Genomic DNA, 23,112 nt, shown 5'->3' with positions numbered 1-23,112 from the left:
GTCGTTCAAGTCTGTTCGGCTCGTTCAGCCCGTGAACGGCGGGACGAAGAAGCACGGCACCGGGCGCGGGTGCGCCGGGTCGAGCGCGTTGAGCACGTGCGTCGCGGCGATCGGGTCGGCGGCGATGCCCGCGTGCTCGGCGTAGTCGAGGGCGCAGCCGTCCTGCACCACGATGTTGGTGGCGTTGGGGGCCTCGACGAATCCTGCCGTGTACGGCACGACGGCCTCGTCGTAGCGGGTCATGATGTTCGTGTACGTCACCTGCGGCACGTACGGCCCGCCCTCGTTCATCTTGTTCATGAAGTCGGTGCCGGCCGCCATCTGGAAGCACGCGCCGCACAGCTTTCCGAGGGTGTCCGCCTGGGCCTGCTCGAGTCCCATGCGTTTGACGGTCGGGGCCAGCTGCGAGACGCCGAGGGCGTCGACGCCCTTCCACAGCGGCGCCAGCGAGACGTACTTGTCGACCTTGTCGGCGCCGCCGAGGAACTTGACGTAGTAGCTCGGCATCAGCGTGCCCTGCGAGTGCCCGATCAGGTTCACCTTCCGCGCCCCGGTCGCGGCGAGCACCCGGTCGACGAACGCGCCGAACTGCTGCGCGCTCTGCTCCATCGGCAGCATGCCACCGATCGCGCTCACCGGCCACGGCATCCCGGGCACCCCGCCGTACGTCAGCGCGAATACGCAGTAACCCTCGTTCGCCAGGAGCGGCGCGTACTTGCCCCAGTTGGTCTGCTGCCCACCGCCGGTGCCGTGCACCAGGATCACCGGTTCGGGATGCTCCGCAGTCGGCTTGCACGAGAAGTCGTTGGACCCGGGCAGCGAGCCCGCGGGATTGAACAGCTCCGGTGGGATGCCGGAGAAGAAGCCGTCGGGCACGGGCAACGGGGGCGTCGGCGAGGCCTGCGCGGTCCCGGCGGCCAGGAGTATGGTCGAAGCTGCTATTGCAAGTCCTGCGAACAACTTTCGCATGTGAGCTCCTTGTTTTCGGCGTAGCGTCCCGACCGCTCGAGGGAACCTAGCACGGGTGGTACCGCCCGTAACGCGAAATGCGAGGACTGAAACGTCCGGGTCCGCATCGCCGACACACAGGGTGAATCGACTACGAAGGGGTGGCAACAATGGGTTCGGCTGCAGACATCACGTCCTGGCTCGCGGAGGGATATCTCGCGGGCGACCCGATCCGGTATCCGTTGTACGTGGGCTCGATGTTCCTCGCGATGCCGCTCCAACTGCTCGGCGTCATCATGGGGAATCCCTTCTGACGGGACGGCCCGTTCGATTCGTGGTGCGCTCCATCGGTTCTTCGTCGATACTCGATTCGAATCGGGGCTCGACTACCAACTCGAAGAGAGCGACCGCGACATGGCCGGAACCAGTTCGACGCACGACAACGGCGGACCTGCACCGTCCGATCTGATCGATCAGCGCATCGAGGAACTCGGGGACTGGCGCGGCGAGAGGCTCGCCGAGATCCGGGATCTGGTGAAACGGGCCGATCCCGAGGTGGTCGAGGAGTGGAAGTGGCGCGGGGTGCCGACGTGGTCGCACGCCGGAATGATCTGCACCGGTGAGACGTACAAGAAGATCGTCAAGGTCACCTTCGCCAAGGGCGCCGCGCTGGCGGATCCGTCGGGCCTGTTCAACTCCAGCCTCGAGGGGAACACGAGGCGCGCCATCGACTTCCACGAGGACGACCCGATCGACGGTGAGGCCTTCATGGCGCTCGTGCGGGCCGCGGTGGAACTGAATCTGTCGAAGTGAGTGCGGATGCCCCGGAATCCGGGGCATCCGCGCGGCACTCAGGTGCCGGACCGGCCGATCAACGACCCGTCGAGGTCCGCGGTGGTGGTGACTCCGAGCAGTCGCATCGTGCGCGCCATCTCCGCAGCGAGGATGTCGATCATGCGTTCCACACCGGCCTGGCCGCCCGCCATCAGACCGTAGAGGTAGGGGCGACCGACGAAGCATGCCTGCGCGCCCAGACACAGTGCCGCGACGATGTCGGCGCCGGTGCGGACGCCGCCGTCGAGGAAGACCGGCGTTCCGGCGCCGACAGCCTCGACCACGGACGGCAGCACCGCGAGCGGTGTCACCGTCCGATCGAGCTGACGGCCACCGTGATTGGACACGACGATCCCGTCCGCGCCGGCCGAGACCGCGCGGGCCGCGTCGTCCGGACGGAGAATTCCCTTCACCAGCAGCTTTCCCGCCCACTGTTCCCGTACCCACGCGAGGTCGTCGAATGTGGTGGACGGGTCGATCATCGACTTCCCGGCGCCGTACCCGGCGCCCTCGTCGGAGGACGCGAACCGGAGCGGCTCGGTGGTGAGGAGATTGAACCACCACTGCGGGTGACGTCCGATCTGCGCGATCGTGCGGGCCGAGAGAGTGGGCGGAATGGTCAGCCCGGAGCGCAGATCGCGGCGACGGGCGCCGGCGACCGGGACGTCGACGGTGAGCACGAGGGTCTCGTAGCCGGCATCTGCAGCACGCCGGATGAACGTCCGGCTGCGGTCCCGATCCCGCCACAGATACAGCTGGAACCAGTTCCTTCCCTCCGGGTTCCGGGCCGTCAGATCCTCCATCGAGACGGTGCCCATCGTCGAGAGCGCGTAGGGAATGCCGGTGGCCCCGGCTGCGGCCGCAACGGCGGACTCGCCCGCGTGATGCATCAGGCGGGTGAACCCCGTCGGCCCCAGAATCAGGGGCAGAGCGCTCGTGCGGCCGAGGATCGGCGACCCGGTGTCGACGTCTGCGACGTTCCGCAACACCCGCGGGTGGAACTCGATTGCATCGAAGGCGCTGCGCGCCCGTCGCATGCTGATCTCGTCGTCCGCTCCGCCGTCGACGTAGTCGAACACCGGTCGGGGCGTGCGCCGCTGCGCGATCGTGCGCAGGTCGTCGACCGTGTGGGCGCGAGCCAGCTTCCGGTCCAGCCGGGTGCCGGTGCGCGGTTCGCGGCGGAGTAACGGAGCGATGTCCGCGACGCGGGGAATGCGGCGAGGGGTGACGGTCAAGATGCCTCCAGGCGGGCGGATTGCTGACGGACGACAGCGGCGCAGTGGTGCGGGGTGCGCCTCGTGTGCACCCGTCACGGGCGCATGGATTCGAGCGACCGCATGTCGATCTCGATGAGCGTCGGCCCCTCGACCGTCAACGCCTCCGCGAGAGCCGCATCGAATGCGGCCGCGGAGGTGACGTGGGCCGATCGGGCACCGAAGGATTCGGCGAGCCTCGTGAAGTCGGGCGTCGCCAGCTCGACGTCGTGTAGTTCGCCGTCGCCGATCCGGGACTCGATGTTGCGGAGCATCTGGTAGCCGGCATCGTTGAAGAGGCAGATCACGACCGGGGCCTTCGCCTGGACCGCCGTCGCGAGTTCCCCGACGCTGAGCATGAACCCGCCGTCGCCCTGCAGCACGATCACGTGGTTGCCGGACGCGAGACCCGCCCCGATCGCGAGCGGCAGTCCGGGACCGATCCCGGCCGCTGTGGAGCGGATCGACGTGCGCGGTTCCCAGATCTCCAGGAGGCCCTCGCCCCACACGTACGCGGGCACGGTCGCGTCCCGGACCACGACACCGCCGCGCGGGCGCCTGCGGTTGATCGACTCGCAGATCGCGCTCTGATCGCGACCGGCTCTGGCGCGCTGCTCAGCCCGCATGGATGACACTGCCGCGCGCCCGTGTTCGAGATGAGCGGCGCGTGCGGAGGCCTCGTCCACGGCTCGCTCGGGGAGCGCCTTGGTCAGCATCTCCAGTCCGACCTCGGCGTCACCGATCACGGCGACTTCGGGCGGATAGCTGCGACCGATCACCGCCGGGTCGACGTCGAGATGGACCATGCGCGAGGGGAAGGGGACGGTCCATTCGCCGGTCGGATATTGCTGGAACCGGGTGCCGACCGCGAGGAGAACATCGCACTGGGAGATGAACTCCCGCATCTCCGAGGTGGTTGCGACGGCGCCCAGTGACCGCTCGCCGTCCTCCGGCACGGATCCGCGACCCTCGCGGCTGGTCAGGATCGGGGCATCCCACTTCTCCGCGAGGCGGCGCAGCGCCGTCTCCGCGCCCGACCGGATGACGCCGCCACCGGCCCAGATCAGGGGGCGCCGCGCGGACGAGAGGACCGCGGCCGCGCGGTCGACGGCCACCGGGGCCGGCCGCGTCCGGGGCGTCGACGCCGCCGCTTCCGCGTGCAGCGTGGCGACGGGAATCTCGAGCCCCTCCTGCTCCTGCAGGTCTGTGGGAATCTCGACGGCCACCGGTCGCGGGCGGTCCCGCACCGCCGCCCGGCCGAGCTGCACGATCGTCTCGGCGATCTCGTCGGCCCGCTCGATTGTCCGCACGTCGCGGCAGACGGCCCGCAGCATCGACGCCTGGTTGTCGGCCTCGTGCACGTAGCCGAAACCACGCCCGAGATAGCGGGATTCGACCTGACTGGTGATGAGCATGACCGGCGCAGACGCATGGTGCGCTTCGTACATGCCACCCATCGCGTTGGCCGTTCCTGGTCCGGTGCTCACGATGCCGACCGCCAGCCGGCCCGTCGTGCGGGCATACCCGTCCGCCGCGTGTGCGACACCCTGCTCGTGACGGCAGCCCACGACGCGGATCCGGCCTCGTCGGTGGATCGCCTTCAGGATCGCCAGATTGTGGGCACTCGGTATCGCGAAGACGCATTCGACGCCGAGCGCCTCGAGGGCCAGGGCGACCGCCGTTCCACCGTTGCCGACGACCGCCTCGGGGACGTTGTTGTCCGTCATGTTCGCTGATTCCCTCCACGGTAACGACATCGAGCGTGTCCGCGCCTCTGCCTGGTTGATCCGACGCTAGCCAGGGCAGATTGTGTGGCGAAGGACTCGAACCGGTGAGCGGGACGCGCATCCGGGGGTTCGAGGCGCCGCGGCCGGCGGTACCGACCGGTAGCCAAGTCCGTTGACCAGGTGGTGGTTTCGAGGGCGACGACACCTCCGGTGCGTGGTATGACGTTGTTCGAGCATCGCGCAGTAGGAGGTTGGTATGAGGACCGAGGCAGGCAGCACGAGGGAGACACCGACGTCGACCGTCGACCGCATCTCGATGGTGCTGGACAGTTTCGACGGACGACCCCGCATGACGCTCGCCGGTGTTGCGCGCCGTACCGGGATACCCCGGTCCAGCGTCCACCGCCTGCTCGAACGGCTCACGGTCCTGGGATGGCTGCATCGTGAAGGCATCGAGTACGAACTCGGCCCCAAGTTGATGGAGTTCGGCGCGACCGCTCTGCTCCAGAATCGGCTCAATGCGGCTGCGGCGCCGATGTTGCGGGAACTGCATCGGGTGACCGGGCACGTGGTCCATTTCGGCATTCTCGTCGGAAGCGACGTGCTGTACCTGGACAAGGTCGGCGGACGAATGGCCTCGGATCTTCCCACCCGGGTCGGCGGTCGGCAGCCGGCCGCGCTGTCGGCGATCGGAAAGGTGCTCCTGGCATCCAACGGACGTTCCGAGGACTCACCCCGTGAGCTCCGCCGGGAACTCGACTCCGTGCGCGATCGCGGCGTCTCCTACGAGGTGGCCGAATGTCGGCCGGGCTTCGGTTCCATCGGGGTGCCGGTCGGATCGGTCGGTGGCGCTGTTGCGGCGGTATCGGTCTGCGGGCCCATGACTCACTTGAAGTTCGACCACCGCCACGCGGCGCCGGTTCGCATGGCCGCCTCCGCGCTGTCGCGGTACCTGACCACCGAGGAACTGATCGGGACGGCTGGCCGCACGAGTGATACCCCGGCGGTGTGACAGCCGGGGACTCCCGGCGACGATGCTGTTCGAGGTCGACTACCCGTACCAGGACACCACGTGGATCGGGTCCCGGTATCTCGGCCGGTATCCGGCCGAACTGTCCGGCGGGCAGCTCCAGCGCGTCGCAATCGCCCGGGCGTTGGCGTTGGAGCCAAGATGATCGTGTGCGACGAACCCGTTGCCGCGCTCGACGTCTCGGTCCGCGCACAGGTACTCAACCTCCTGCGGGACCTGCAGGAAGAACGCGGCCTGGCGTACCTTACGGCAACACAATATGGAGGACTCACACCGCGCTCATTCCGGTGTGAGCCATCCATATCGGGTTCTGTACAGGTCACCCCCCGGGCGAGTAATTGGTCCACCGGATGGCCCTGTCGGCCATGGAATCTGCACCTCGAAGGTCGTGGAGCCCCGACGGTCCAATGAAGGACACCGAGCCGAACACAGCGTGCCGAAGCTTCTCCCCAGAGGCGCATCTGGAGCGGTCGGTCAGTGCACCGAAGCCGCCGACGCCTCGGATTCGACAAGGCTCTGTCCGGAGGCCAGTCCGCCGGTTGCCGGCGTCCGCCCGTGCTTCATCGCGAGCGTGACGCCGATCGCGACGACGGATGCGACGGCGCAGACCAGGTATGCGTAGTGGAATCCCTCCATGGAGGGAATCGGCTGGCCTGTCTTCGGATTGAGCATCAGGATGTAGTTGCCGACGACGACGCCGAGGAAGGCGCTGGACAGTGCGCTGACGACCTGCTCGGACGTGAACTTCATCGAACCGGTGACCGCCTGGGTATTCGCGGGCACGGCTTCGATCAGCAGGTTGGTCGACGACGAGTAGAAGAAGCCGGCCGCGACACCCATGAAGAATCCGAGCACGATCGCCATGCCTGCGGTGGTGACCAGGCCGAAGCCGACGAGGAGCGAACCGGCCAGTGCGCCGACCATGCCGAGAAGCATCGCGAGGCGCGGCGAGTACTTGCGCGCGATCCATCCGGCGAGCAGACCGCATCCGGCAGCGGCCAGACCCTGGGGCAGTCCGTAATGGAGTGCGTATCCGAGGGCGGAGAATCCGAGTCCGGAGTCGTCGTTGCCGGGAATGGCCGGTGCCCGCAGCATCTGGGGCAGCAGCGCGCCGTTGGCACCGTTGACGACACCGTAGGAGCCGGCGATGGCCAGGGTCATCCACACCCCAGGGCGGGCGAGGAGGGACATCGAGATCAGCGGTTGTTCGATCCGGCGCTCGGCCAGGACGAAGACCACCAAGAGGACTGCGCCGACGATGAGCGCGACGGTGCGCAGGTCCTCGTTGTTCGCCCCCAGGATGAGAGAGCTGGCACCGAGGCCGAGTAGCGCGGCACCGACATAGTCGACCCGGTGGGCGATCCGAACGGTGCTCTCCGGCACGAGGATCGCGATGGCGACGATGACGGCTGCCGCATACGCGAGCAGGAACCAGAAGGCGCTACGGAAACCGTAGGAGTCGATGAGCCAGCCGCCGAGGAGCGGACCGATCAGTGCCGACGCGCCGATGCCCACTCCGATGCCGCCGACGCCGAGCGGAACCCAGCGCGACGGAATCAGATCCCGAACCAATCCGTAGCAGACGACCGACGATGCGAGACCACACGCCTGCAGCCCGCGACCGACGAGGAACAGCGGATAGGACGTGACCGTCGCGCACACGAGGGTCCCGACCAGGAACGTTGCCCCGGCGGACAACAGGACCTTCTTCTTGCCGTACACGTCGGCGAGCTTGCCGATGATCGGGACGACCACGCCGCCCACCAGCAGCGGGATGGTCATCACCAACGTGATCTTGGTAGTGCCGAAGTCGACGGCCATGTCGGTCAGGCCGGGACTGATGAGAGTGAATTCGAAGGCGACGATCTCGGTCATCAACGCGATCAACACGATGATCAGGATCGATTGTCCTTTGGACCGGTTCTCGGTCTCGGCGGACTTCTGACTTGGTTGCGACTGTGTGAAACCGGCCATGGCAGAACGGCTCCAATCTGTGCGAAGGCGATCGAGCCGCCTTGTCGTGGGCGATGGGGGCGGGCGTCCGTCGTGTTAACGAAGTGGTTGCACGCGAGAGGGTGTCTACCTGTCCGGCTTGGCATGCGAGCGGGACAGAGTCACCGAAATACGTTGAAGAACAATGCTATTGAACGCGTCACTGGTCTACCAAACACTTGCTGCAAACGGCGGACCGACCGATGCGGGGGAGAGTATCAAGCAGGCACCGCGCAGGGAAGAGCTTCGGAGCATCGGCCCGCTCAGTGGGACGCATCGACATGCGAAGCAGTGCGCGGCACCCCGGTCGTGGCCGGTGGTGGGTGCATGCAGGAGCGCCGAAACTGTCCTCCATGTGAATGATTGTTCCCGAACAGGTTTCGTTGTCGATGACTCGTCACGCGAGCTGTGTCACCCGTAGTGACGACAGACGTCGGAAGGGGTCGAGGATGGCAGGAGCGCCGTGACCGTGAACCGTCCATCGGCGCAGGTGTGGAACCGCCGGGCGAAGCGAAAATGGCAGTCTATTGACAGTTGGCAGTCGAATGCCTAAATTCTCCGACATGGCTTACGGCGTGGCGGAAGAGCATGAGGTCTTGTCGCAGCGAGAGCGGAACAAGCAGCGCACGCGGCGTGCGCTGGAGAGTTCCGCGTTGGACCTGTTCGCCACAAAGGGTTTCGACTGCACGACGATCGAGGATATTTGCGAACGCGCGGCCGTGTCACCGCGCACGTTCTTCCGGTACTTCGCCGGCAAGGAGGCTGTCATCGTCGAGCAATGGACTGACCGCCCGGACACCTACCGGGCAGCGGTCCTTTCGCGACCTGCTGGTGAACCATTGCTGGTTGCGCTGCGAGAGGCTTACGCGGACTTCGTCTCTCGAGAGGAAGACGGTGCCCGACGTCGTATGTTCCTGCGCAACCGAGTGATACATCTAACCCCGAGCCTGCGAGGGGCGGTGGACGATCGTGTCGGCGTGAAATGGCGCGCAGCGGTTGCGGACGCGATCGCTGTACGGCTCGGTGCGCCCGGTCCGGGTCCAGACCACGAACTCATGGCGGATGTCGTGATGACCATCATCGGCCAGGCCACGGCCGCGTGGGTAATGCGTGGGGAGAACGTGCCACCAGAGGACCTGGGACGGCAGGAGTTCGACCGCTATACCGTGGCCCTTCGTCTCCTGCTTGCCGACTCCTGACCGGAAGCGGGCCAACGGTCTCCAAACTTCCAAGTTCGGTTCCGAGGCGTTGTCCGAATCGATCGCCCTGTGGGACAACAGATGCACGCTTCAGCACACGGTTGCAGACCGGGCGCGGCGTGGCCGTGCACGCCTAGGCGTGATCGAAGGCTATGCGCCGACGCGATGGTACGGAGCAACCTCACAATCATCCTTGAAAGGGTCTCGTCAAATGAGTCTCAACCGCTACTCGATTCCGGTCGTCCGTGAGGTCGATCAGCCGGCACCGGCTGTGTTGATCGAGAACCAGACCACGAAGTTCCGTCAGGTGGATCCGGTCCGGCCTCCTGTGGGAGCGCCGAACGTTCTCCTCGTCATGCTGGACGACGTGGGCTTCGGTGCGGCCTCGACATTCGGTGGACCGTGCCGGACCTCGACCGCGGACCGACTGGCGTCGAACGGTCTGAAGTACAGTCGATTCCACACCACCGCCCTGTGCTCGCCGACGCGTGCCGCCACGTTGACCGGCCGTAATCATCACAGCGTCGGGATGGGTAACATCGCTGAGGTCTCGACGTCCTCGCCGGGCTACAACGGCATGCGCCCCGCGAGTGCGGCCACCGTCGCGCGGGTTCTCCAGGGCAATGGCTATGCCACAGCAGCTTTCGGGAAGATGCACCAGACACCACCGTGGGAGAGTACGGCGGCCGGCCCATTCGATCACTGGCCGCTGCGTGAGGGCTTCGACAAGTTCTACGGCTTCCTCGGCGCGGAGGCGGACCAGTTCGCGCCGGTGCTCCACGACGGCTTCACGATGGTCGACCCGCCCCGGACGGCGGAGGAGGGCTACCACCTCTCCGAGGACCTCGTGGACCAGGCGATCCAGTGGATCGAGGGCGTCGACGCCATGGACCCGGAGAAGCCGTGGTTCTGCTACCTGCCGTTCGGTGCGGTCCATGCGCCGCTGCAGATCCCGGATTCATACCAGGGTAGGTACCGGGGCGAATTCGATCAGGGTTGGGACGCGTTGCGCGAGAGCACGCTGGCTCGGCAGAAGGACCTCGGCGTGGTCGGCGCCGACACGGTCTTGGCACCGTGGACGCCTGGTGTTCCGCACTGGGACGAACTGACCGACGTCCAACGGGCCGTCGCGGCACGGTTGATGGAGACCTATGCGGCGTTCCTGGAACACACCGACGACCAGGTCGGACGTGTGATCAGCTATCTCGAAGACCGCGACATGCTCGATGACACGCTGGTGATCTACATGGTCGGCGACAACGGCGCCTCGGCGGAGGGCGGTCTCGACGGATCATTCAATTACCTCGCCACGCTCAACGGGTTTCCGCAGACCCCGGAGGAGATCTTCGAACGTCTCGACGAGATCGGGACCGAGCGCAGCTATGCCCACTACCCGGCGGGATGGGCGGTTGCGCTGGACACCCCGTACCAGTGGGCCAAGCAGGTCGCATCGCACTACGGCGGTACGCGGAACGGTCTGGTGATCCACTGGCCCAACGGGATCGAGGCCCGTGGCGAGGTGCGGAACCAGTGGCACCACTGCGTCGACATCACCCCCACGATCCTCGAGGCGGCGGGAATACCCAGCCCGACGACGGTCGACGGGGTGCAGCAGCAGCCGGTCGAGGGTGTCGCGATGAACTATTCGTTCGACGCTGCGGGGGCACCGGATCGGCACGTCACGCAGTACTTCGAGATCTTCGGCAACCGCGGCATCTACGACCGGGGTTGGACCGCGGTGGCGATGCACCGGAGGCCGTGGGAGCTGATGGCGCCGCCGCCGAACTACGCGGACGACGTGTGGGAGCTGTACGACACGTCGGTCGACTGGTCCCAGTCGCAGGACCTTTCGGCGCAGCACCCGGAGAAGCTTGTCGAACTGCAGGAGATGTTCCTGCTCGAAGGAAGCCGCTTCCAGGTCTTCCCCTTGGACGATCGTACGAACACACGCAACCTCGACCCGGAGACGCGGGCGCCCCACGTGCTGCGAGGACGCACCGGCCTGACGTTGTACCCACACATGGACGGGATCGGTGAGAAGGCCGCGCCCCGGGTGTTCAGCAGTTCGTACACGATCACCGCGAAGGTCGAGATCGGCGACGACCTCGTGAACGGCGTGTTGATGAGTATCGGTGGGCGCTTCGGCGGATTCGCGCTGTACGTCGTCGACTCGGTTCCGGTTTTCTGCTACAACCTTTCCGGTCGGTCCTCGACGTACGTCCGGTCACCCCAGGCGCTCGCGAGCGGGGTGCAGGACGTCACGGTCGACTTCGAGTACGACGGGGGCCGGCCGGGCAGCGGCGGCGTCTTCACCCTGTCGGTCGACGGCGCCCCGGTGGCCGAGCAGCGGATGTCGGCGACCACGCCGTTCCAGTTCAGCCTCAACGAATGTCTCGACATCGGAGTCAGCCGAGGCACACCCGTGACCGACGAGATCCCGGTGGGTGGGTTCGCTTTCGACGGCAAGCTCCACCACGTCCGGCTGGACGTCGAGACGGCGCGCCCGCGTCGGGAGTCGAGCGAGCTGGAGAGGATCGCCCGAGCCACACAGTGATTCACGACCTTTCCGCTTGCTCGATCAAGGCGTGTGGCAGGCGGAAAGGCGTGACCCGTGAGCACCGCCAGATGCCTGCGTCCAAGGTAGGACAGTGCACAGCTGGTGTTGCTCGAGTTCCACACGCAGGGGCTGACACAGGGGTCGTGGCGGCGCATCTGGCCTCACAACCGAAGGGACGTCACCCGGATCTCACCAACAGCTCCAGGAACGCGAGAGGTAGCGATGAGCTTGACTGCCCTACAATCAAATCCGCTTCGTGCGCCGAAGAACATGGTGTGGATCCCCGGCGGGACGTTCTGGATGGGCTCCGAGGATTTCTATCCCGAGGAACGCCCCGTCCACGACTCTGGATCCTGCCACGATTGGGCAGGTTGCGAGTTGGTAGGCATCACTCGTCGACACTGTGCTCCCCAACCTGTCCGGGGAGAGTTTCGAACCATTCCTACTCGGTCGTGTCGATGGCGCGGAGCGTGGCATCGGACGGCCTGCCGACTGAGGATGCCCGTGATCGCTCAGCTTTTCAGCTTCCTTCCTCGGATGAGGCTCTGTGTGATGGGCCGCATCAGCGGCGAAGGAGAGGTTCAAGCCCCCCGGTGGCGGACAGACTCTTGATCCGCACCTGCAGGACACTCTCGGAGGCATGGCGTTCCTCACGCCTCTCTACGGCCGCCTGAACACCGTCGACGAGAAGTGCAATCCCGTAACTGGTTTGGCGAAGTGGACATTCGCCGACGATGGCTCGTACCTCGAACTGGTGCTGCGCGACGACGTCGACTTCAATGACGGCACGCCGTTCAGGATCTGACGGCGCATTTCCCGGTCGGCCGCAAGGAAGTCTGGGTCTGGTGGACAATCTGACATAGGGAAGAGCTTGGGGCGGAACGGATCAATATCCGTTCCGCCCCAAGCGTTTCTGGTCGTGCTGGCGGGATCGCTCAGCTCTCGATGATCGCGAAGCCCTTGTAGCCGGAATCGGCGACCTCGCCGATGATCTGGCGGTAGGCGGCGAAGCCGCCGAGGAACGGCATGAACACGCGCGGGCGGCCGGGGATGTTGGCGCCGAGGTACCACGAGTTGGCGGTGTTCAGCAGCGACGCCTCGGCGCGGGTGCGGCATTCCTCGACCCAGCCGGTGACGGCCTCGGCGGTGCCCTCGATGGCGGTGGCGCCGCGGTCGTCGAGGTAGGCGATGGCGTCCGCTACCCAGTCGACGTGGAGTTCGGAGTGCAGCACCATGTTCGCGAGCACCGACGGGCTGCCGGGCCCGGTGAGGTTGAAGAAGTTGGGGAAGCCGTCGATGCCGAGTCCGAGGTAGGTCTCGGGGCCGGCGGCCCACTTGTCCTTCAGCGCCTGTCCGCCGCGGCCGACGATGTCGAGCTTCTCGAGCGAGCCGGTCATGGCGTCGAATCCGGTGGCGAGGACGATCACATCGAGGTCGTAGTGGGCGTCGGTGGTGTTGATGCCCGTCTCGTCCATGCCGACGATCGGCGCGGCCTTGAGGTTGACCAGTTCGACGTTGTCGCGGTTGTAGGTCTCGTAGTAGCCGCTGTCGGTGACGATGCGCTTGGCGCCGATCGCGTGATCGTTGGGGATGAGCAGTTCGGCGATCGCGGGGTCGTCGATGACGGCGCGGACCTTCTCCTCCCAGAACTCGCGGGCGGTGTCGTTCGCGGCCTGGTCGGTGAGCTGGTCGGCGAACGTCTTGGAGTACAGGACGCCGCCGAGCTTCCAGCGCTCCTCGTAGGCGGCGCGGCGCTCGTCCTCGGACGCCTCGAGCGTCAGCTTGGGGTGTGCGCGGTGCGGGGATCCGCCACCGGACTCCCGCGACAGGCGACGACGTTCGGCATAGGTGGCCTTCTGCTCGGCGCGGGTGGCGTCGTCGAGCGGGGCGTTGCCGGCGGGGACGCTGTAGTTCGCGGACCGCTGGAACACGAACAGCTTGTCGGCCTGTTCGGCGATGTGCGGAATCGACTGGATGCCGGACGATCCGGTGCCGATCACGCCGACGCGCTTGCCGGTGAAGTCGACGCCCTCGTGCGGCCAGTACGCGGTGTGGAGGACGTCGCCGGTGAAGGTGTCGAGGCCGTCGAAGTCGGGAGTGTTGGCGTTCGACAGCGGTCCGGCGGCGACGACGAAGAAGCGGGCGGAGACGGTCTCGCCGCGGTCGGTGCGCACGGTCCAGCGCAGGGTGTCCTCGTCGAGGGTGGCGGAGGTGACGCGGGTGTCGAACGTGATGTCGCGGCGCAGGTCGAAGCGGTCGGCGACGTGGTCGAGGTAGGCGAGGATCTCGGGCTGGGTGGCGTACTTCTCGCTCCAGTCCCATTCCTGCTCGAGTTCGGGGGAGAACGAGTACGAGTAGTCGACGGACTCGACGTCGCAGCGGGCGCCGGGGTAGCGGTTCCAGTACCAGACGCCGCCCACACCGGACGCGGCTTCGAAGGCACGGACCGTCAGGCCCTGCTGCCGGAACCGGTGTACCGCGTAGAGGCCCGCGACACCGGCCCCGACGACGACGACGTCGTACGAGGTGGTGGTCTCGGGTGCCGAATCCTGTCCGTTCACGAATATGTCCTTCCACGAGCGTGAGCCGTCCCGGCCCGGAATCGGACCGGACCTCACGGTTCTTGCGATGAATTCACGCTATGGCGGTGCGAACCACGTGACAGCGGGCCATCCCGCCCAGCGGGTTGTTTCCCGGGAACAGGGACTTTCGGCAGGTCGCGAAACCGGTATCTTGCAGGGAGTATGCGGCTTCGCGTCCGCCGCGGGAGGCTCCCACCACGAGGGACGATTCCGGCCCCCGGCGGCCTCGGTAATCTGGGCGACGTGCCAACCCCGACTCCTGACCCGACGAGCGCCCGCCTCGACAGCTGGATGTGGGCCGTACGGCTGTTCAAGACTCGGTCGCAGTCCGCGTCGGCGTGCCGATCCGGTCATGTCCGGGTGAACGGCGTCGCCGCGAAGGCGTCCGTGCAGGTCAAGCCGGGTGACGAGATTCGGGTCCGGGTCGCCGGCCGCGATCGGATCGTCGTCGTGGTCCGGCCGGTCGCCAAGCGTGTCGGCCCGCCGATCGCCGCCGAATGCCTGCAGGACAACAGTCCGCCCGCGCCTTCGCCGGAACTGGTGGCGTCGATTCCGCGGCGCGACCGGGGTGCCGGACGCCCGACGAAGCGCGAGCGCCGGGACATGGAGAAGTTTCTCGGGCAGTAATGCCCCCACGATCGTTACCTCGGTGGCCGTTGACGCCTTCGTAAATGCGGAAGACACTGTCAAAAGACATGAGATTCCACATTGGAGGCGCTCTCATGATCTCGACACTTCACGCCGACGCGACGACCGTGTCCACCACGTCCCGGCGCTGGTGGGCCCTCGCCGCCCTGTCCATAGCGGTGTTCGCGATCGGCATCGACACGATGGTCCTCACCGTCGCGCTGCCGACCCTCGCGCGGGACCTCGATGCGACGACGTCTGCGCTGCAATGGTTCTCGACTTCGTACACCCTGGTGCTGGCCGCCGCCCTCCTGCCGCTGGGCAGCCTCGGCGACCGGATCGGCCGGCGCCGACTGCTGCTGGCGGCGATGGCTCTCTTCGGCATCGCGTCACTCGCGTGTGCCTATTCGCAGACCGCGGCCGAGTTGATCGGTGCCCGGGCAGTCCTCGGGCTGGCGGCGGCCGCGATCATGCCGATGTCGATGGCCGTGTTGCCGATCCTGTTCCCCCGGCAGGCCGAACAGCAACGCGCGCTGACGATCTGGGTCACCGCTACGGCCCTCGGGCTGCCGCTGGGCCCGATCCTCGGAGGCTGGCTGCTGGAGCACTTCTGGTGGGGATCGGTGTTCCTCGTCAACGTCCCGCTCGTGTGCGTCGGACTGGTCGCCGTCGCGCTCCTCGTTCCAGAGTCACGGAGCAGTGATCCCGGTCGGTTCGACCTGCCGGGCGCGATCCTCTCGTCGACCGGGCTACTGGCGCTCACCTACGGCTTCATCAGCGCCGGCAGCGACGGTTGGGGCGCCGCGCACGTGCTCCTCACACTGACCGTGGGTGCCGCCCTCCTCGCGGTGTTCCTGTTGTGGGAGAAGCGAACCGACCACCCGTTGATCGATCTGGCGCTGCTGTCCGACCGCGACTACGCCTCGGGTGCCGGCCTGTCCACGCTGGTCAACTTCGTGATGTTCGGGCTGCTGTTCTCGCTGCCCCTCTACCTGGGGGCCGTGCTCGGCGCGGACGCCCTCGGGATCGGTGTGCGACTGCTGCCGATGATCGCCGGTCTGGTCGTGGGAACGCGACTGGCGGACCTGCTGGCGCGGGTCCTCGGCGCGGGGGCGCTGATCGCGCTGGGGTTCGCGGCCCTCGTCGGCGCCTGCCTCCTCGGCGTCACGATGACCGTCGACACCGGCTACGGGCTGACCGCGGCGTGGCTCACGATCGCCGGGCTGGGACTCGGACTCGTGATGCCGACCGCGATGGCGGCCGCGATCGGGGAACTCACCCCGGAACGGTCGGGTGCGGGTTCGGCGCTGATCCAGGCACTGCGGCAGGCCGGCGGCACGATCGGTGTCGCGGTGCTGGGCACCGTGCTGGCCGCCGGGTACCACGTACACCTGCCGTCGACGTCGCTGCCGGAACCGGCCGCGTCCGCGGTCTCCGACTCGGTGAGCAGCGGGGTGACGGTCGCGCGGCAACTCGGCCTGCCCGCGCTCGAGGAACAGGTGCAGGCCGCGTTCGTGCACGGCATGGTGTCGGCGCTGTGGGTCAGCGGCGCGCTCGCCGTGATCGGCGGGATCGTCGCGGCGGTCGTCCTTCCGCTGCGGCGGCCGGATGAGGCGTCCGACGAAGAGGAACCGGACGGTGTCCATGAGCACGTCGACTGAGCAGACAGGCCTGCGGGAACGCAAGAAGCGGCGCACGCGGGAATCGATCCGCGAGCACGCGATGCGCCTGTTCACCGAGCAGGGCTACACGCAGACCACCGTCGAACAGATCGCGGCCGCGGCCGACGTGTCCCCGAGCACGTTCTTCCGCTACTTCCCGAGCAAGGAACAGCTGATCCTGATCGACGACCTGGACCCGCCGATGCTCGCGGCGATCGCGGCGCAACCGCCGGACGTGCCGCCGCTGACCGCGTGCCGGCGGGCCTTCGAGGAGGTCCTGTCGTCGCTGACCCCGGCGGAGACGGCCGCCGAGCGGACCCGGCAGCGACTGTTGTTCACCGTGCCCGAACTGCGGTCGGCGATGCTCGGGGAACTCACCCGGTCGATCGGGATCCTGGCGGCCGCGATCGGCGCCCGCGTCGGACGTCCGGTCGACGACTTCGAGGTGCGGGTGTTCGCCGGGGCGCTGGCGGGAGCGGTGCTCGGCGCGGCCGGCGACGACCCGCCGGAGCTGGCCACCTTCCTCCGGGCGATCGAGTTCCTCGAACGCGGTATGCCGCTCGTTTGACGTTTCAGACGGATCTCAGAGTTCGGCTCTACGCTGTGGTGTCGGCTGCAAGCAGCCGCATCGACCTGTCGGATCCGCCGACGGAACGGGAGAAGGCCCACCATGACGAACCCCGACGACCCGCGCACCCCGCAAGAACGCGCGTACGACCCTGCCGAGCAGCAGGCGTCGGACGAGACCGTCCAGTGGGCCCGCCCGGGGGACGGCCCGACCCAGCAGATCGGCCCGGTCGGCACGCCGGCCCCGGAGCAGCCGACCGAGCAGTACTACACGGCCGACCCCTATCAGGCGTACGGCGCGCAGGCCCCCGACCCGACGCAGACATACCCGACCCAGGCGTATCCGACCTACGACCCGCGATACGACCCGCAGGCCGCGCCGCCCAACGCGACGCAGGCGTACCCGACCTACTACGGCGCCGGCGGCTATCCGCCGGGCGGTTACCCGCCGCCCGGACAGCCGCCCACCGGTGAGGTCCCGCCGCTCGGGAACGGTCCCGAAAACAAGCCCGGCCGGAAGGTGGGTCTGTGGGCCGCGGCCGGCGCGGGCGTCGTGCTGCTGGCCCTCGGCCTGATCGTCGGGCTGATGCTGAGCGGGAACTCCGACGAGAACAACACCGCGGCCGCCCCGTCGCCGCGGACCTCGGCACCGGCCGTTCCGCCGCGCGCCGGCGCTCCGGCCCCGACGCCGGAACCCGACACCACGTCGCCGTTCGAGAACCTGCCCGGCGGCATCGGCGACGTCATCGCCAACGCCGGCACCGCGATGGGCACCATCACCGCCAACGACGGCGGCACGCTCACCATCGACGGGCTCGGCGGAACCAAGATCACCGTGAAGACCACGCCCGACACCTCGCTCATCTCGTTGACCGCGGACAGCATCGCCGAACTGAAGCCGGGCGAATCGGTGCTGGTGCAGGGGGACAAGGTGAAGGACGGCACCCTCACCGCGAAGTTGATCATCGGCACGACGCTTCCCGAGTTCGGTAACTGACGCGCGGCACCGGATGCCCGGAACTGCGCCGGGAGTGGCTAGGCTGACCCTCGATGACGGCTATGTGGTTCGGATTGGCAGTGATAGCGCTCGCGGGTGCTGTCGTGCTGCTCTATGTCGATCGTTCGCGTCGTGACCAGACCGGTCGGGTGCGGCAGATCTGGGCGAAGGCGCAGGGATACACCTACAACACCGCGGACGAGCATCTGCCGTCGCAGTGGCATCGGGCGGCCCTCGCGAAGCAGGAGTACCTGGGCGCCGTCGACGTCGTGCGCGGCGTCCGCCGCGGCGAACAGTTCGTGCTGTTCGACCTCGAGGACACGGCGACGATCGTCGCGGTGCACCGGGAGGTCGGCTCCGACGTCGACATCGATCTGCGCCTGAAGTCGACGCCCCCGCCGCGGGACAACGACCTGAACCTGCTGGGCGCGATCGGCCCGCGCGTCGTCTTCGCGACCGACCTGGAGATCGCCCGCCGCGTGTGCGATCAGCGCATGGTGACGTTCACCGAGTCGGTGCCGCCGCAGCTGCAGATGCTGTGGAGCGAGGGCGAGTGGACGCTGGGCTCGCTCCCGATCGGCAGCACCGGTCGCGACTGGGACGCCGCGATCGAGGTCGTCGCCCGGCTGTCGGGGATGCTGCGGGTGCTGCCGCCGGCCGTCGAGCCGCCGGCGATGCAGCCGGCCGCCCACGATCCGGGCCGTCCGATCGCCCCGGAACCCGTTCCCGAATAGCGGCCCGGAGCCCGCCGCAGTAGATTCCGCACCTGTGGTTGTTGTGTCGGGTGTTGTTCTTGTTGCTGTCGTGATTCTTGTGGCGTGGGTGGTGTCGGAGTTCCGGCAACTGCGCCGCGTCGATGCGAATCTGCGTACCGCGCTGTCGCTGATCCACGCCGAGATGGACCGACGGTACGAGTACGTGCCCGGGCTCGTGCTCGCCGTCGCGGACACCGTCGGTCGCGAACTGGTGAGCACGGTGTCCGGGGCGCGCTCCCTGGCGATGCGGGTCCGCGAGGAGGGCCTCGACCTCGGCAGGCAGGCCGGTGCCGAGAACACGCTGTCCGCGGCGCTCGCGTCGCTGCTCGGCACCGCACGCAGCTATCCGGCGCTGCGTCGCGACTGGGCGTTCGTCCGTCCGGCGCACGAGATCGACCAGACCGAGACGCGTCTGGCCGGTGCGGTCACCGTCTACAACGATCTCTGCCGGAGACACAACGACTCGCTCGGAAGCTTCCCCACCGGACTCCTCGCCCGTGTCGGCGGGATCGCCGCGGCGCCGCTGTTCGAGGCGACGATTCTCGAGATGCCGGTGAGCGCGGAGGACGAGTCGGCCGCCGAGCGCGCGGCCTGAGGGCCGCCAGCGCTGTGACCTGGCCGCCTCGCTAGGCTCGACATGACGAAATGTCACTGACTTCGAACGATGATGGGAGCGGCCGATGACGGATCGCGACGAGCTCGCTGCGCTGGTGCGCGAGCTGGCGGTGGTGCACGGAAAGGTCACCTTGTCCTCCGGCAAGGAAGCCGACTACTACGTGGACCTGCGCCGCGCGACCCTGCATCACCGGGCCGGCCCGCTGATCGGCAAGCTGCTGCGCGAACTGGTCGCCGACTGGGACTTCGTCTCCGTCGGTGGCCTGACGATGGGCGCCGATCCCGTCGCGATGGCCGTCATGCACGCCGAGGGCCGCCCGATCGACGCGTTCGTCGTCCGCAAGGCCGCCAAGGCGCACGGCATGCAGCGTCAGATCGAGGGCCCCGACGTCGTCGGCAAGCGCGTCCTGGTGGTCGAGGACACCACCACCACCGGCAACTCGCCGCTCACCGCCGTCCAGGCGCTGCGTGACGCCGGCGCCATCGTCGTCGGTGTCGCCACCGTCGTCGACCGCGCCACCGGCGCCGACGCCGTCATCGCCGCCGAGGGGCTCGAGTACCGCTCGCTCCTGGGCCTCGACGACCTGGGTCTGAGCTAGCCAGTTCTTCACGGCCCAAGGGACCCTTCATGCGCTCGCGGCGCGTGAAGGGTCCCTTCAGCTGTAGTGGCGTCCGGCTAGGGGACGAGGAAGTAGGCGCTGACCACGCCGAGCGATGCCTGCGGGCGGAGCTCGTTGTACCACGGGCTGACCCAGCTGGCAGCCATCGATACGGCGGCGACGCCGGGACCGGGATTGATCTCGGTCCGGACGGTCTGGCCCGGGACCGCGTTGAGCTCGACCTCCTTGACCTGTCCGGCGAGCACACCCCAATTCCATCCGACGGTGATCTTCATCCGGCAGACCGGGTTCTGGGCCCAGCCGGGACCGATGCCGTTCAGGACGCGCGGCGTGAACGCGATGGTCGCGAGGCCCGGTCGCGTCGGATCGGTCTCGACGACGGTGTCGATTAGACCGTTGCAGAAGTCGTTCTGCCCGAGCACCGGCAGCGTGGGCCCGTTGATCGACGTGTGCACGAGCGGTGCGGGCGCCGGCGCGGCGCTCGCGGTGCCGGCGACGCCCGTGATGGTGGCGGTCGCGATGGCCGCGGCGCCGAATGCGCGCACGGCAAAGCTGCGAAGCTTCATGTGAATCCCCCGTTGTATCGATGTGTTTCGTGCCCCCGGCCGTCCGTGACTCCCCGTCACGGCGAAACAGCCTCGAGCATGCTCACACAGAAGGCGCTGCGACACCAAACCGGGTGGTGGCGGCGGGGATCGGGGCAGTCGCCTATCGTGGTCCGATGCCGATTCGGAAGACGCGGACGCACCTGTCCGACGGGCGCGAGCTGCTCTACTTCGACGACACCGAGCCGTACGCGAGCGGCGCGGCGACCCGCGAGCTGCGCGACAGCCGCGACCTGGCACCGGTCGAGGCGGCGTCGACGATGCGCTACGACGTCCTGACGGGGGAGTGGGTGACGCTCGCCGCGCACCGGATGAACCGCACGTTCCTGCCGTCCGACGACGAATGCCCGCTGTGCCCCAGCCGGCCCGGACGTCCCGCGACCGAGATCCCGGCCGACGACTACGACGTCGCGGTGTTCGAGAACCGCTTCCCGTCGCTGGGGTCGGCCGCTCTGGATGTCCCGGAACTCGTTGACGGTGAGGATCTTTGGCCGCAGCGAGCCGCCGACGGTCGATGCGAGGTGGTGTGCTTCACCAGCGATCACGACCGCGGCTTCGCGCAGTTGTCGACTGTCCGGGTCCGGACGGTGCTCGAGGCGCTGTGCGACCGGACGCGGGAGTTGTCGGCGCTGCCGTCCGTCGCGCAGGTGTACTGCTTCGAGAACCGCGGCGAGGAGATCGGGGTGACGCTCTCGCACCCGCACGGCCAGATCTACGCCTACCCGACGCTGCCGCCGCGCACCGCCGCGCTGCTCCGTCAGGCCGAGCAGCACCGTGCCCGCACCGGACGGTCGCTGCTGCGCGACGTCCTCGACGCCGAACGGCGCGCCGGCACCCGGGTGGTGGTCGAGGGCGAACACTGGACGGCGTACGTGCCCGCCGCGGCCCGCTGGCCCGTCGAACTGCACGTCGCACCGCACCGGGACGTCGCCGACCTCACCGAACTCGACGACGCCGAACTCGACGAGCTGTCGCACCTGTACCTCGATGTGCTCGGTCGGTTGGACCGCTTCTTCGACGGCGTCGAGAAGCTGCCGTACATCGCCGGGTGGCACCAGGCTCCGGTCGGTCCCGGCCGCGAGCTGGGAAGGTTGCACCTGCAGGTGTTTTCGCTGATGCGCTCGCCGCACCGGATGAAGTTCCTCGCCGGATCCGAATCCGGGATGGGCGCGTGGATCAGCGACACCACACCCGAACGGATCGCCGCGCGATTCCGGGAGGTCGCGCCGTGACGGTCCGGTGGCTCGACGCTGGGTCGGAGTCCGATCTCGCTTCCTCGGCGGCGGATTCGTTCCGCCGCGAGTTCGGCGGCGACGCCGAGGGTGTGTGGGCGGCGCCCGGGCGGGTCAACCTGATAGGCGAGCACGTCGACTACGCCGGCGGCCTGTGCCTGCCGATCGCGTTGCCGCACAGCACCGCGGTCGCGGTGTCGGGTCGGACGGACGGGTTGATCCGGCTGCGGTCGTCGGACGGCGACCCGTGGGAGGGGCGCCTCGACGACATCGGCCCCGGTCGTCCCGCCGGATGGGCGGCCTATCCGGCCGGCGTGGTCTGGTCGCTGCGTGAGAAGGGCTTGATCCCAGACGATTTCGGTGGGCTCGACGCCGCGTTCGTGTCCACGGTGCCGATCGGCGCCGGACTGTCGAGTTCGGCGGCGCTCGAATGTTCGCTGGCGCTCGCCCTCGCCCCGGATGCGGATCGGGCCGACCTCGCGGTGGCGTGCGTGCGGGCCGAGAACGACGTCGCGCTCGCACCGACCGGTGGCATGGACCAGGCGGCGTCGCTGCGATCCTCGGAAGGCCATGCACTGCTGCTGGACTCGGCGTCGGGTGAAGTGTCGCACGTACCGTTCGCCCCGGAGGGCCTGTCACTGTTGGTGATCGACACCCGCGCCCCGCACCGACTGGTCGACGGGCAGTACGCGAAGCGTCGGGCGGCGGTGGAGCGGGCGGCACGACGGCTGGGCGTCGAGTCGCTGCGGGTACTCGCCGACCGCGGTCGGGACGGAGCGGACGCGGTCCGGTCGCTGAAGGACGAGATTCTGCGGCGCCGGGCGTGGCACGTGATCAGCGAGATCGCCCGCGTGCGAATCGCCGTGGCGGCGTTGGAGTCCGGGGACTTCGCCGAGTTCGGACGGCTGCTCTACGCGTCGCACATGTCGCTGCACCGCGACTTCGAGGTTTCGTGCCCCGAACTCGACTCCGCCGTCGAAGCCGCGATGGTCGCCGGGGCACTCGGCGCCCGGATGACCGGCGGCGGCTTCGGCGGATCCGCGATCGCACTGCTCCCGACCGAGAAGGTCGACGACGCGATCGACACCGCCCGCCGCCTGGCCGCGGATCGGAGCCTGCCCGACCCGGCCTTCGCCGTCGTCGCCGCCTCGGCCCCCGCCCGCCGTCTCACCTGACCTCCCCTGCCCGCCCGCCCTTTCCTCCCCTCCCCCTCCCCTCCCTCCCGCGTTTTGCGCACTTATCGCGGCTCCGAATCCACCACGGTGGCGGCGTCGGCATGGGCCGCTCGATCCACGCCGGTCAGGTGTGCAT

At 68.1% G+C, this 23,112-nt stretch carries 21 protein-coding genes and 1 pseudogene; 16 read left to right on the top strand and 6 right to left on the bottom strand.

Going from position 1 to position 23,112, the window contains the following annotated elements; all coding sequences use genetic code 11:
• Nucleotides 1–24 precede the first annotated feature (24 nt).
• Nucleotides 25–969 (bottom strand): alpha/beta fold hydrolase, encoded by a 945-nt coding sequence (locus tag LCL87_RS04640; protein ID WP_225017165.1) that lies wholly within the window; start codon nt 967–969, stop codon nt 25–27.
• Between the two features lie 149 nt (nt 970–1,118).
• On the opposite strand from LCL87_RS04640, the gene LCL87_RS04635 reads away from it, so the two are divergent.
• Entirely contained in the window at nt 1,119–1,262 is a 144-nt protein-coding gene (locus LCL87_RS04635; RefSeq protein WP_225017163.1) for a hypothetical protein, read from the top strand.
• A 100-nt stretch (nt 1,263–1,362) separates the two neighbouring features.
• Complete coding sequence (locus tag LCL87_RS04630; RefSeq protein ID WP_225017161.1) at nt 1,363–1,761, top strand: DUF1801 domain-containing protein; 399 nt, start codon at nt 1,363–1,365, stop codon at nt 1,759–1,761.
• A gap of 38 nt (nt 1,762–1,799) precedes the next feature.
• On the opposite strand, the gene LCL87_RS04625 is transcribed toward LCL87_RS04630, so the two are convergent.
• Both LCL87_RS04625 and LCL87_RS04620 read right to left on the bottom strand, forming a co-directional pair.
• Nucleotides 1,800–3,017 (bottom strand): alpha-hydroxy acid oxidase, encoded by a 1,218-nt coding sequence (locus tag LCL87_RS04625; protein WP_225017159.1) that lies wholly within the window; start codon nt 3,015–3,017, stop codon nt 1,800–1,802.
• 74 nt (nt 3,018–3,091) lie between these two features.
• Nucleotides 3,092–4,762 carry a thiamine pyrophosphate-binding protein gene (locus tag LCL87_RS04620; protein ID WP_225017157.1) on the bottom strand — a complete coding sequence of 557 codons (1,671 nt, stop codon included), beginning with the start codon at nt 4,760–4,762 and terminating at the stop codon, nt 3,092–3,094.
• 256 nt (nt 4,763–5,018) lie between these two features.
• Between LCL87_RS04620 and LCL87_RS04615 the strand changes: the two genes are divergently transcribed.
• Nucleotides 5,019–5,774: an IclR family transcriptional regulator gene (locus LCL87_RS04615; protein WP_225017155.1), complete on the top strand. Its 756-nt coding sequence runs from the start codon at nt 5,019–5,021 to the stop codon at nt 5,772–5,774.
• An 82-nt stretch (nt 5,775–5,856) separates the two neighbouring features.
• A pseudogene (locus LCL87_RS04610) lies at nt 5,857–6,038 on the top strand (ATP-binding cassette domain-containing protein); the annotation flags it as partial.
• Between the two features lie 228 nt (nt 6,039–6,266).
• Here the strand turns inward: LCL87_RS04610 and LCL87_RS04605 are convergent.
• On the bottom strand, nt 6,267–7,766 hold the full coding sequence (locus LCL87_RS04605; protein WP_225017153.1) for an MFS transporter: 1,500 nt from the start codon (nt 7,764–7,766) through the stop codon (nt 6,267–6,269).
• Nucleotides 7,767–8,347: 581 nt separating this feature from the next.
• On the opposite strand from LCL87_RS04605, the gene LCL87_RS04600 reads away from it, so the two are divergent.
• The 3 genes from LCL87_RS04600 to LCL87_RS04585 all read left to right on the top strand — a co-directional run bounded on the left by LCL87_RS04600 (nt 8,348) and on the right by LCL87_RS04585 (nt 12,345).
• Nucleotides 8,348–8,983: a TetR family transcriptional regulator gene (locus LCL87_RS04600; RefSeq protein WP_225017151.1), complete on the top strand. Its 636-nt coding sequence runs from the start codon at nt 8,348–8,350 to the stop codon at nt 8,981–8,983.
• Between the two features lie 211 nt (nt 8,984–9,194).
• The gene (locus LCL87_RS04595; RefSeq protein ID WP_225017149.1) at nt 9,195–11,537 is read left to right on the top strand and encodes an arylsulfatase; all 2,343 of its coding nucleotides are present in this window, start codon (nt 9,195–9,197) and stop codon (nt 11,535–11,537) included.
• 643 nt (nt 11,538–12,180) lie between these two features.
• Nucleotides 12,181–12,345 carry a periplasmic substrate-binding domain-containing protein gene (locus tag LCL87_RS04585; RefSeq protein WP_225017147.1) on the top strand — a complete coding sequence of 55 codons (165 nt, stop codon included), beginning with the start codon at nt 12,181–12,183 and terminating at the stop codon, nt 12,343–12,345.
• A 130-nt stretch (nt 12,346–12,475) separates the two neighbouring features.
• On the opposite strand, the gene LCL87_RS04580 is transcribed toward LCL87_RS04585, so the two are convergent.
• A complete protein-coding gene (locus LCL87_RS04580) occupies nt 12,476–14,101 on the bottom strand; it encodes a flavin-containing monooxygenase (protein ID WP_225017145.1) in 1,626 nt (541 codons plus the stop codon).
• Nucleotides 14,102–14,365: 264 nt separating this feature from the next.
• Between LCL87_RS04580 and LCL87_RS04575 the strand changes: the two genes are divergently transcribed.
• From LCL87_RS04575 to pyrE, 7 genes are all read left to right on the top strand, one after another.
• Nucleotides 14,366–14,749 carry an RNA-binding S4 domain-containing protein gene (locus tag LCL87_RS04575; RefSeq protein WP_510850692.1) on the top strand — a complete coding sequence of 128 codons (384 nt, stop codon included), beginning with the start codon at nt 14,366–14,368 and terminating at the stop codon, nt 14,747–14,749.
• A gap of 95 nt (nt 14,750–14,844) precedes the next feature.
• On the top strand, nt 14,845–16,410 hold the full coding sequence (locus LCL87_RS04570; protein ID WP_225017143.1) for a DHA2 family efflux MFS transporter permease subunit: 1,566 nt from the start codon (nt 14,845–14,847) through the stop codon (nt 16,408–16,410).
• The gene (locus LCL87_RS04565) at nt 16,394–16,978 is read left to right on the top strand and encodes a TetR family transcriptional regulator (RefSeq protein WP_225017142.1); all 585 of its coding nucleotides are present in this window, start codon (nt 16,394–16,396) and stop codon (nt 16,976–16,978) included. Before LCL87_RS04570 ends, LCL87_RS04565 begins: the two co-directional genes overlap by 17 nt.
• Nucleotides 16,979–17,080: 102 nt before the next feature.
• On the top strand, nt 17,081–17,974 hold the full coding sequence (locus LCL87_RS04560; protein WP_225017140.1) for a DUF5666 domain-containing protein: 894 nt from the start codon (nt 17,081–17,083) through the stop codon (nt 17,972–17,974).
• Between the two features lie 62 nt (nt 17,975–18,036).
• Nucleotides 18,037–18,708 (top strand): TtfA family protein, encoded by a 672-nt coding sequence (locus tag LCL87_RS04555; protein WP_225017345.1) that lies wholly within the window; start codon nt 18,037–18,039, stop codon nt 18,706–18,708.
• A 70-nt stretch (nt 18,709–18,778) separates the two neighbouring features.
• Entirely contained in the window at nt 18,779–19,324 is a 546-nt protein-coding gene (locus LCL87_RS04550; protein ID WP_225017138.1) for a LemA family protein, read from the top strand.
• Between the two features lie 85 nt (nt 19,325–19,409).
• Nucleotides 19,410–19,943: an orotate phosphoribosyltransferase gene (gene pyrE / locus LCL87_RS04545; RefSeq protein ID WP_225017136.1), complete on the top strand. Its 534-nt coding sequence runs from the start codon at nt 19,410–19,412 to the stop codon at nt 19,941–19,943.
• Nucleotides 19,944–20,020: 77 nt separating this feature from the next.
• Here the strand turns inward: pyrE and LCL87_RS04540 are convergent, their stop codons facing one another.
• The gene (locus LCL87_RS04540) at nt 20,021–20,530 is read right to left on the bottom strand and encodes a hypothetical protein (protein WP_225017134.1); all 510 of its coding nucleotides are present in this window, start codon (nt 20,528–20,530) and stop codon (nt 20,021–20,023) included.
• A 155-nt stretch (nt 20,531–20,685) separates the two neighbouring features.
• Between LCL87_RS04540 and galT the strand changes: the two genes are divergently transcribed.
• Nucleotides 20,686–21,801 (top strand): galactose-1-phosphate uridylyltransferase, encoded by a 1,116-nt coding sequence (galT, locus tag LCL87_RS04535; protein WP_225017132.1) that lies wholly within the window; start codon nt 20,686–20,688, stop codon nt 21,799–21,801.
• Nucleotides 21,798–22,976: a galactokinase gene (gene galK / locus LCL87_RS04530; RefSeq protein WP_225017130.1), complete on the top strand. Its 1,179-nt coding sequence runs from the start codon at nt 21,798–21,800 to the stop codon at nt 22,974–22,976. The genes galT and galK overlap by 4 nt, the downstream gene beginning before the upstream one ends.
• Nucleotides 22,977–23,112: the final 136 nt, after the last annotated feature.

The organism is Prescottella equi, assembly GCF_020171745.1.
In the GTDB taxonomy this organism is placed as follows: domain Bacteria; phylum Actinomycetota; class Actinomycetes; order Mycobacteriales; family Mycobacteriaceae; genus Prescottella; species Prescottella equi_A.
The sequence above is the reverse complement of the archived record's forward strand: the minus strand, read 5'-3'. Positions and strand labels throughout refer to the sequence as shown.

Excerpts from the sequence above, each read along its gene's own strand:
- LCL87_RS04640 (WP_225017165.1), bottom strand. The coding sequence starts at position 969 with ATGCGAAAGTTGTTCGCAGGACTTGCAATAGCAGCTTCGACCATACTC.
- LCL87_RS04635 (WP_225017163.1), top strand. The coding sequence starts at position 1,119 with ATGGGTTCGGCTGCAGACATCACGTCCTGGCTCGCGGAGGGATATCTC.
- LCL87_RS04630 (WP_225017161.1), top strand. The coding sequence starts at position 1,363 with ATGGCCGGAACCAGTTCGACGCACGACAACGGCGGACCTGCACCGTCC.
- LCL87_RS04620 (WP_225017157.1), bottom strand. The coding sequence starts at position 4,762 with ATGACGGACAACAACGTCCCCGAGGCGGTCGTCGGCAACGGTGGAACG.
- LCL87_RS04615 (WP_225017155.1), top strand. The coding sequence starts at position 5,019 with ATGAGGACCGAGGCAGGCAGCACGAGGGAGACACCGACGTCGACCGTC.
- LCL87_RS04605 (WP_225017153.1), bottom strand. The coding sequence starts at position 7,766 with ATGGCCGGTTTCACACAGTCGCAACCAAGTCAGAAGTCCGCCGAGACC.
- LCL87_RS04600 (WP_225017151.1), top strand. The coding sequence starts at position 8,348 with ATGGCTTACGGCGTGGCGGAAGAGCATGAGGTCTTGTCGCAGCGAGAG.
- LCL87_RS04595 (WP_225017149.1), top strand. The coding sequence starts at position 9,195 with ATGAGTCTCAACCGCTACTCGATTCCGGTCGTCCGTGAGGTCGATCAG.
- LCL87_RS04585 (WP_225017147.1), top strand. The coding sequence starts at position 12,181 with ATGGCGTTCCTCACGCCTCTCTACGGCCGCCTGAACACCGTCGACGAG.
- LCL87_RS04570 (WP_225017143.1), top strand. The coding sequence starts at position 14,845 with ATGATCTCGACACTTCACGCCGACGCGACGACCGTGTCCACCACGTCC.
- LCL87_RS04565 (WP_225017142.1), top strand. The coding sequence starts at position 16,394 with ATGAGCACGTCGACTGAGCAGACAGGCCTGCGGGAACGCAAGAAGCGG.
- LCL87_RS04560 (WP_225017140.1), top strand. The coding sequence starts at position 17,081 with ATGACGAACCCCGACGACCCGCGCACCCCGCAAGAACGCGCGTACGAC.
- LCL87_RS04555 (WP_225017345.1), top strand. The coding sequence starts at position 18,037 with ATGTGGTTCGGATTGGCAGTGATAGCGCTCGCGGGTGCTGTCGTGCTG.
- pyrE (WP_225017136.1), top strand. The coding sequence starts at position 19,410 with ATGACGGATCGCGACGAGCTCGCTGCGCTGGTGCGCGAGCTGGCGGTG.
- LCL87_RS04540 (WP_225017134.1), bottom strand. The coding sequence starts at position 20,530 with ATGAAGCTTCGCAGCTTTGCCGTGCGCGCATTCGGCGCCGCGGCCATC.
- galT (WP_225017132.1), top strand. The coding sequence starts at position 20,686 with ATGCCGATTCGGAAGACGCGGACGCACCTGTCCGACGGGCGCGAGCTG.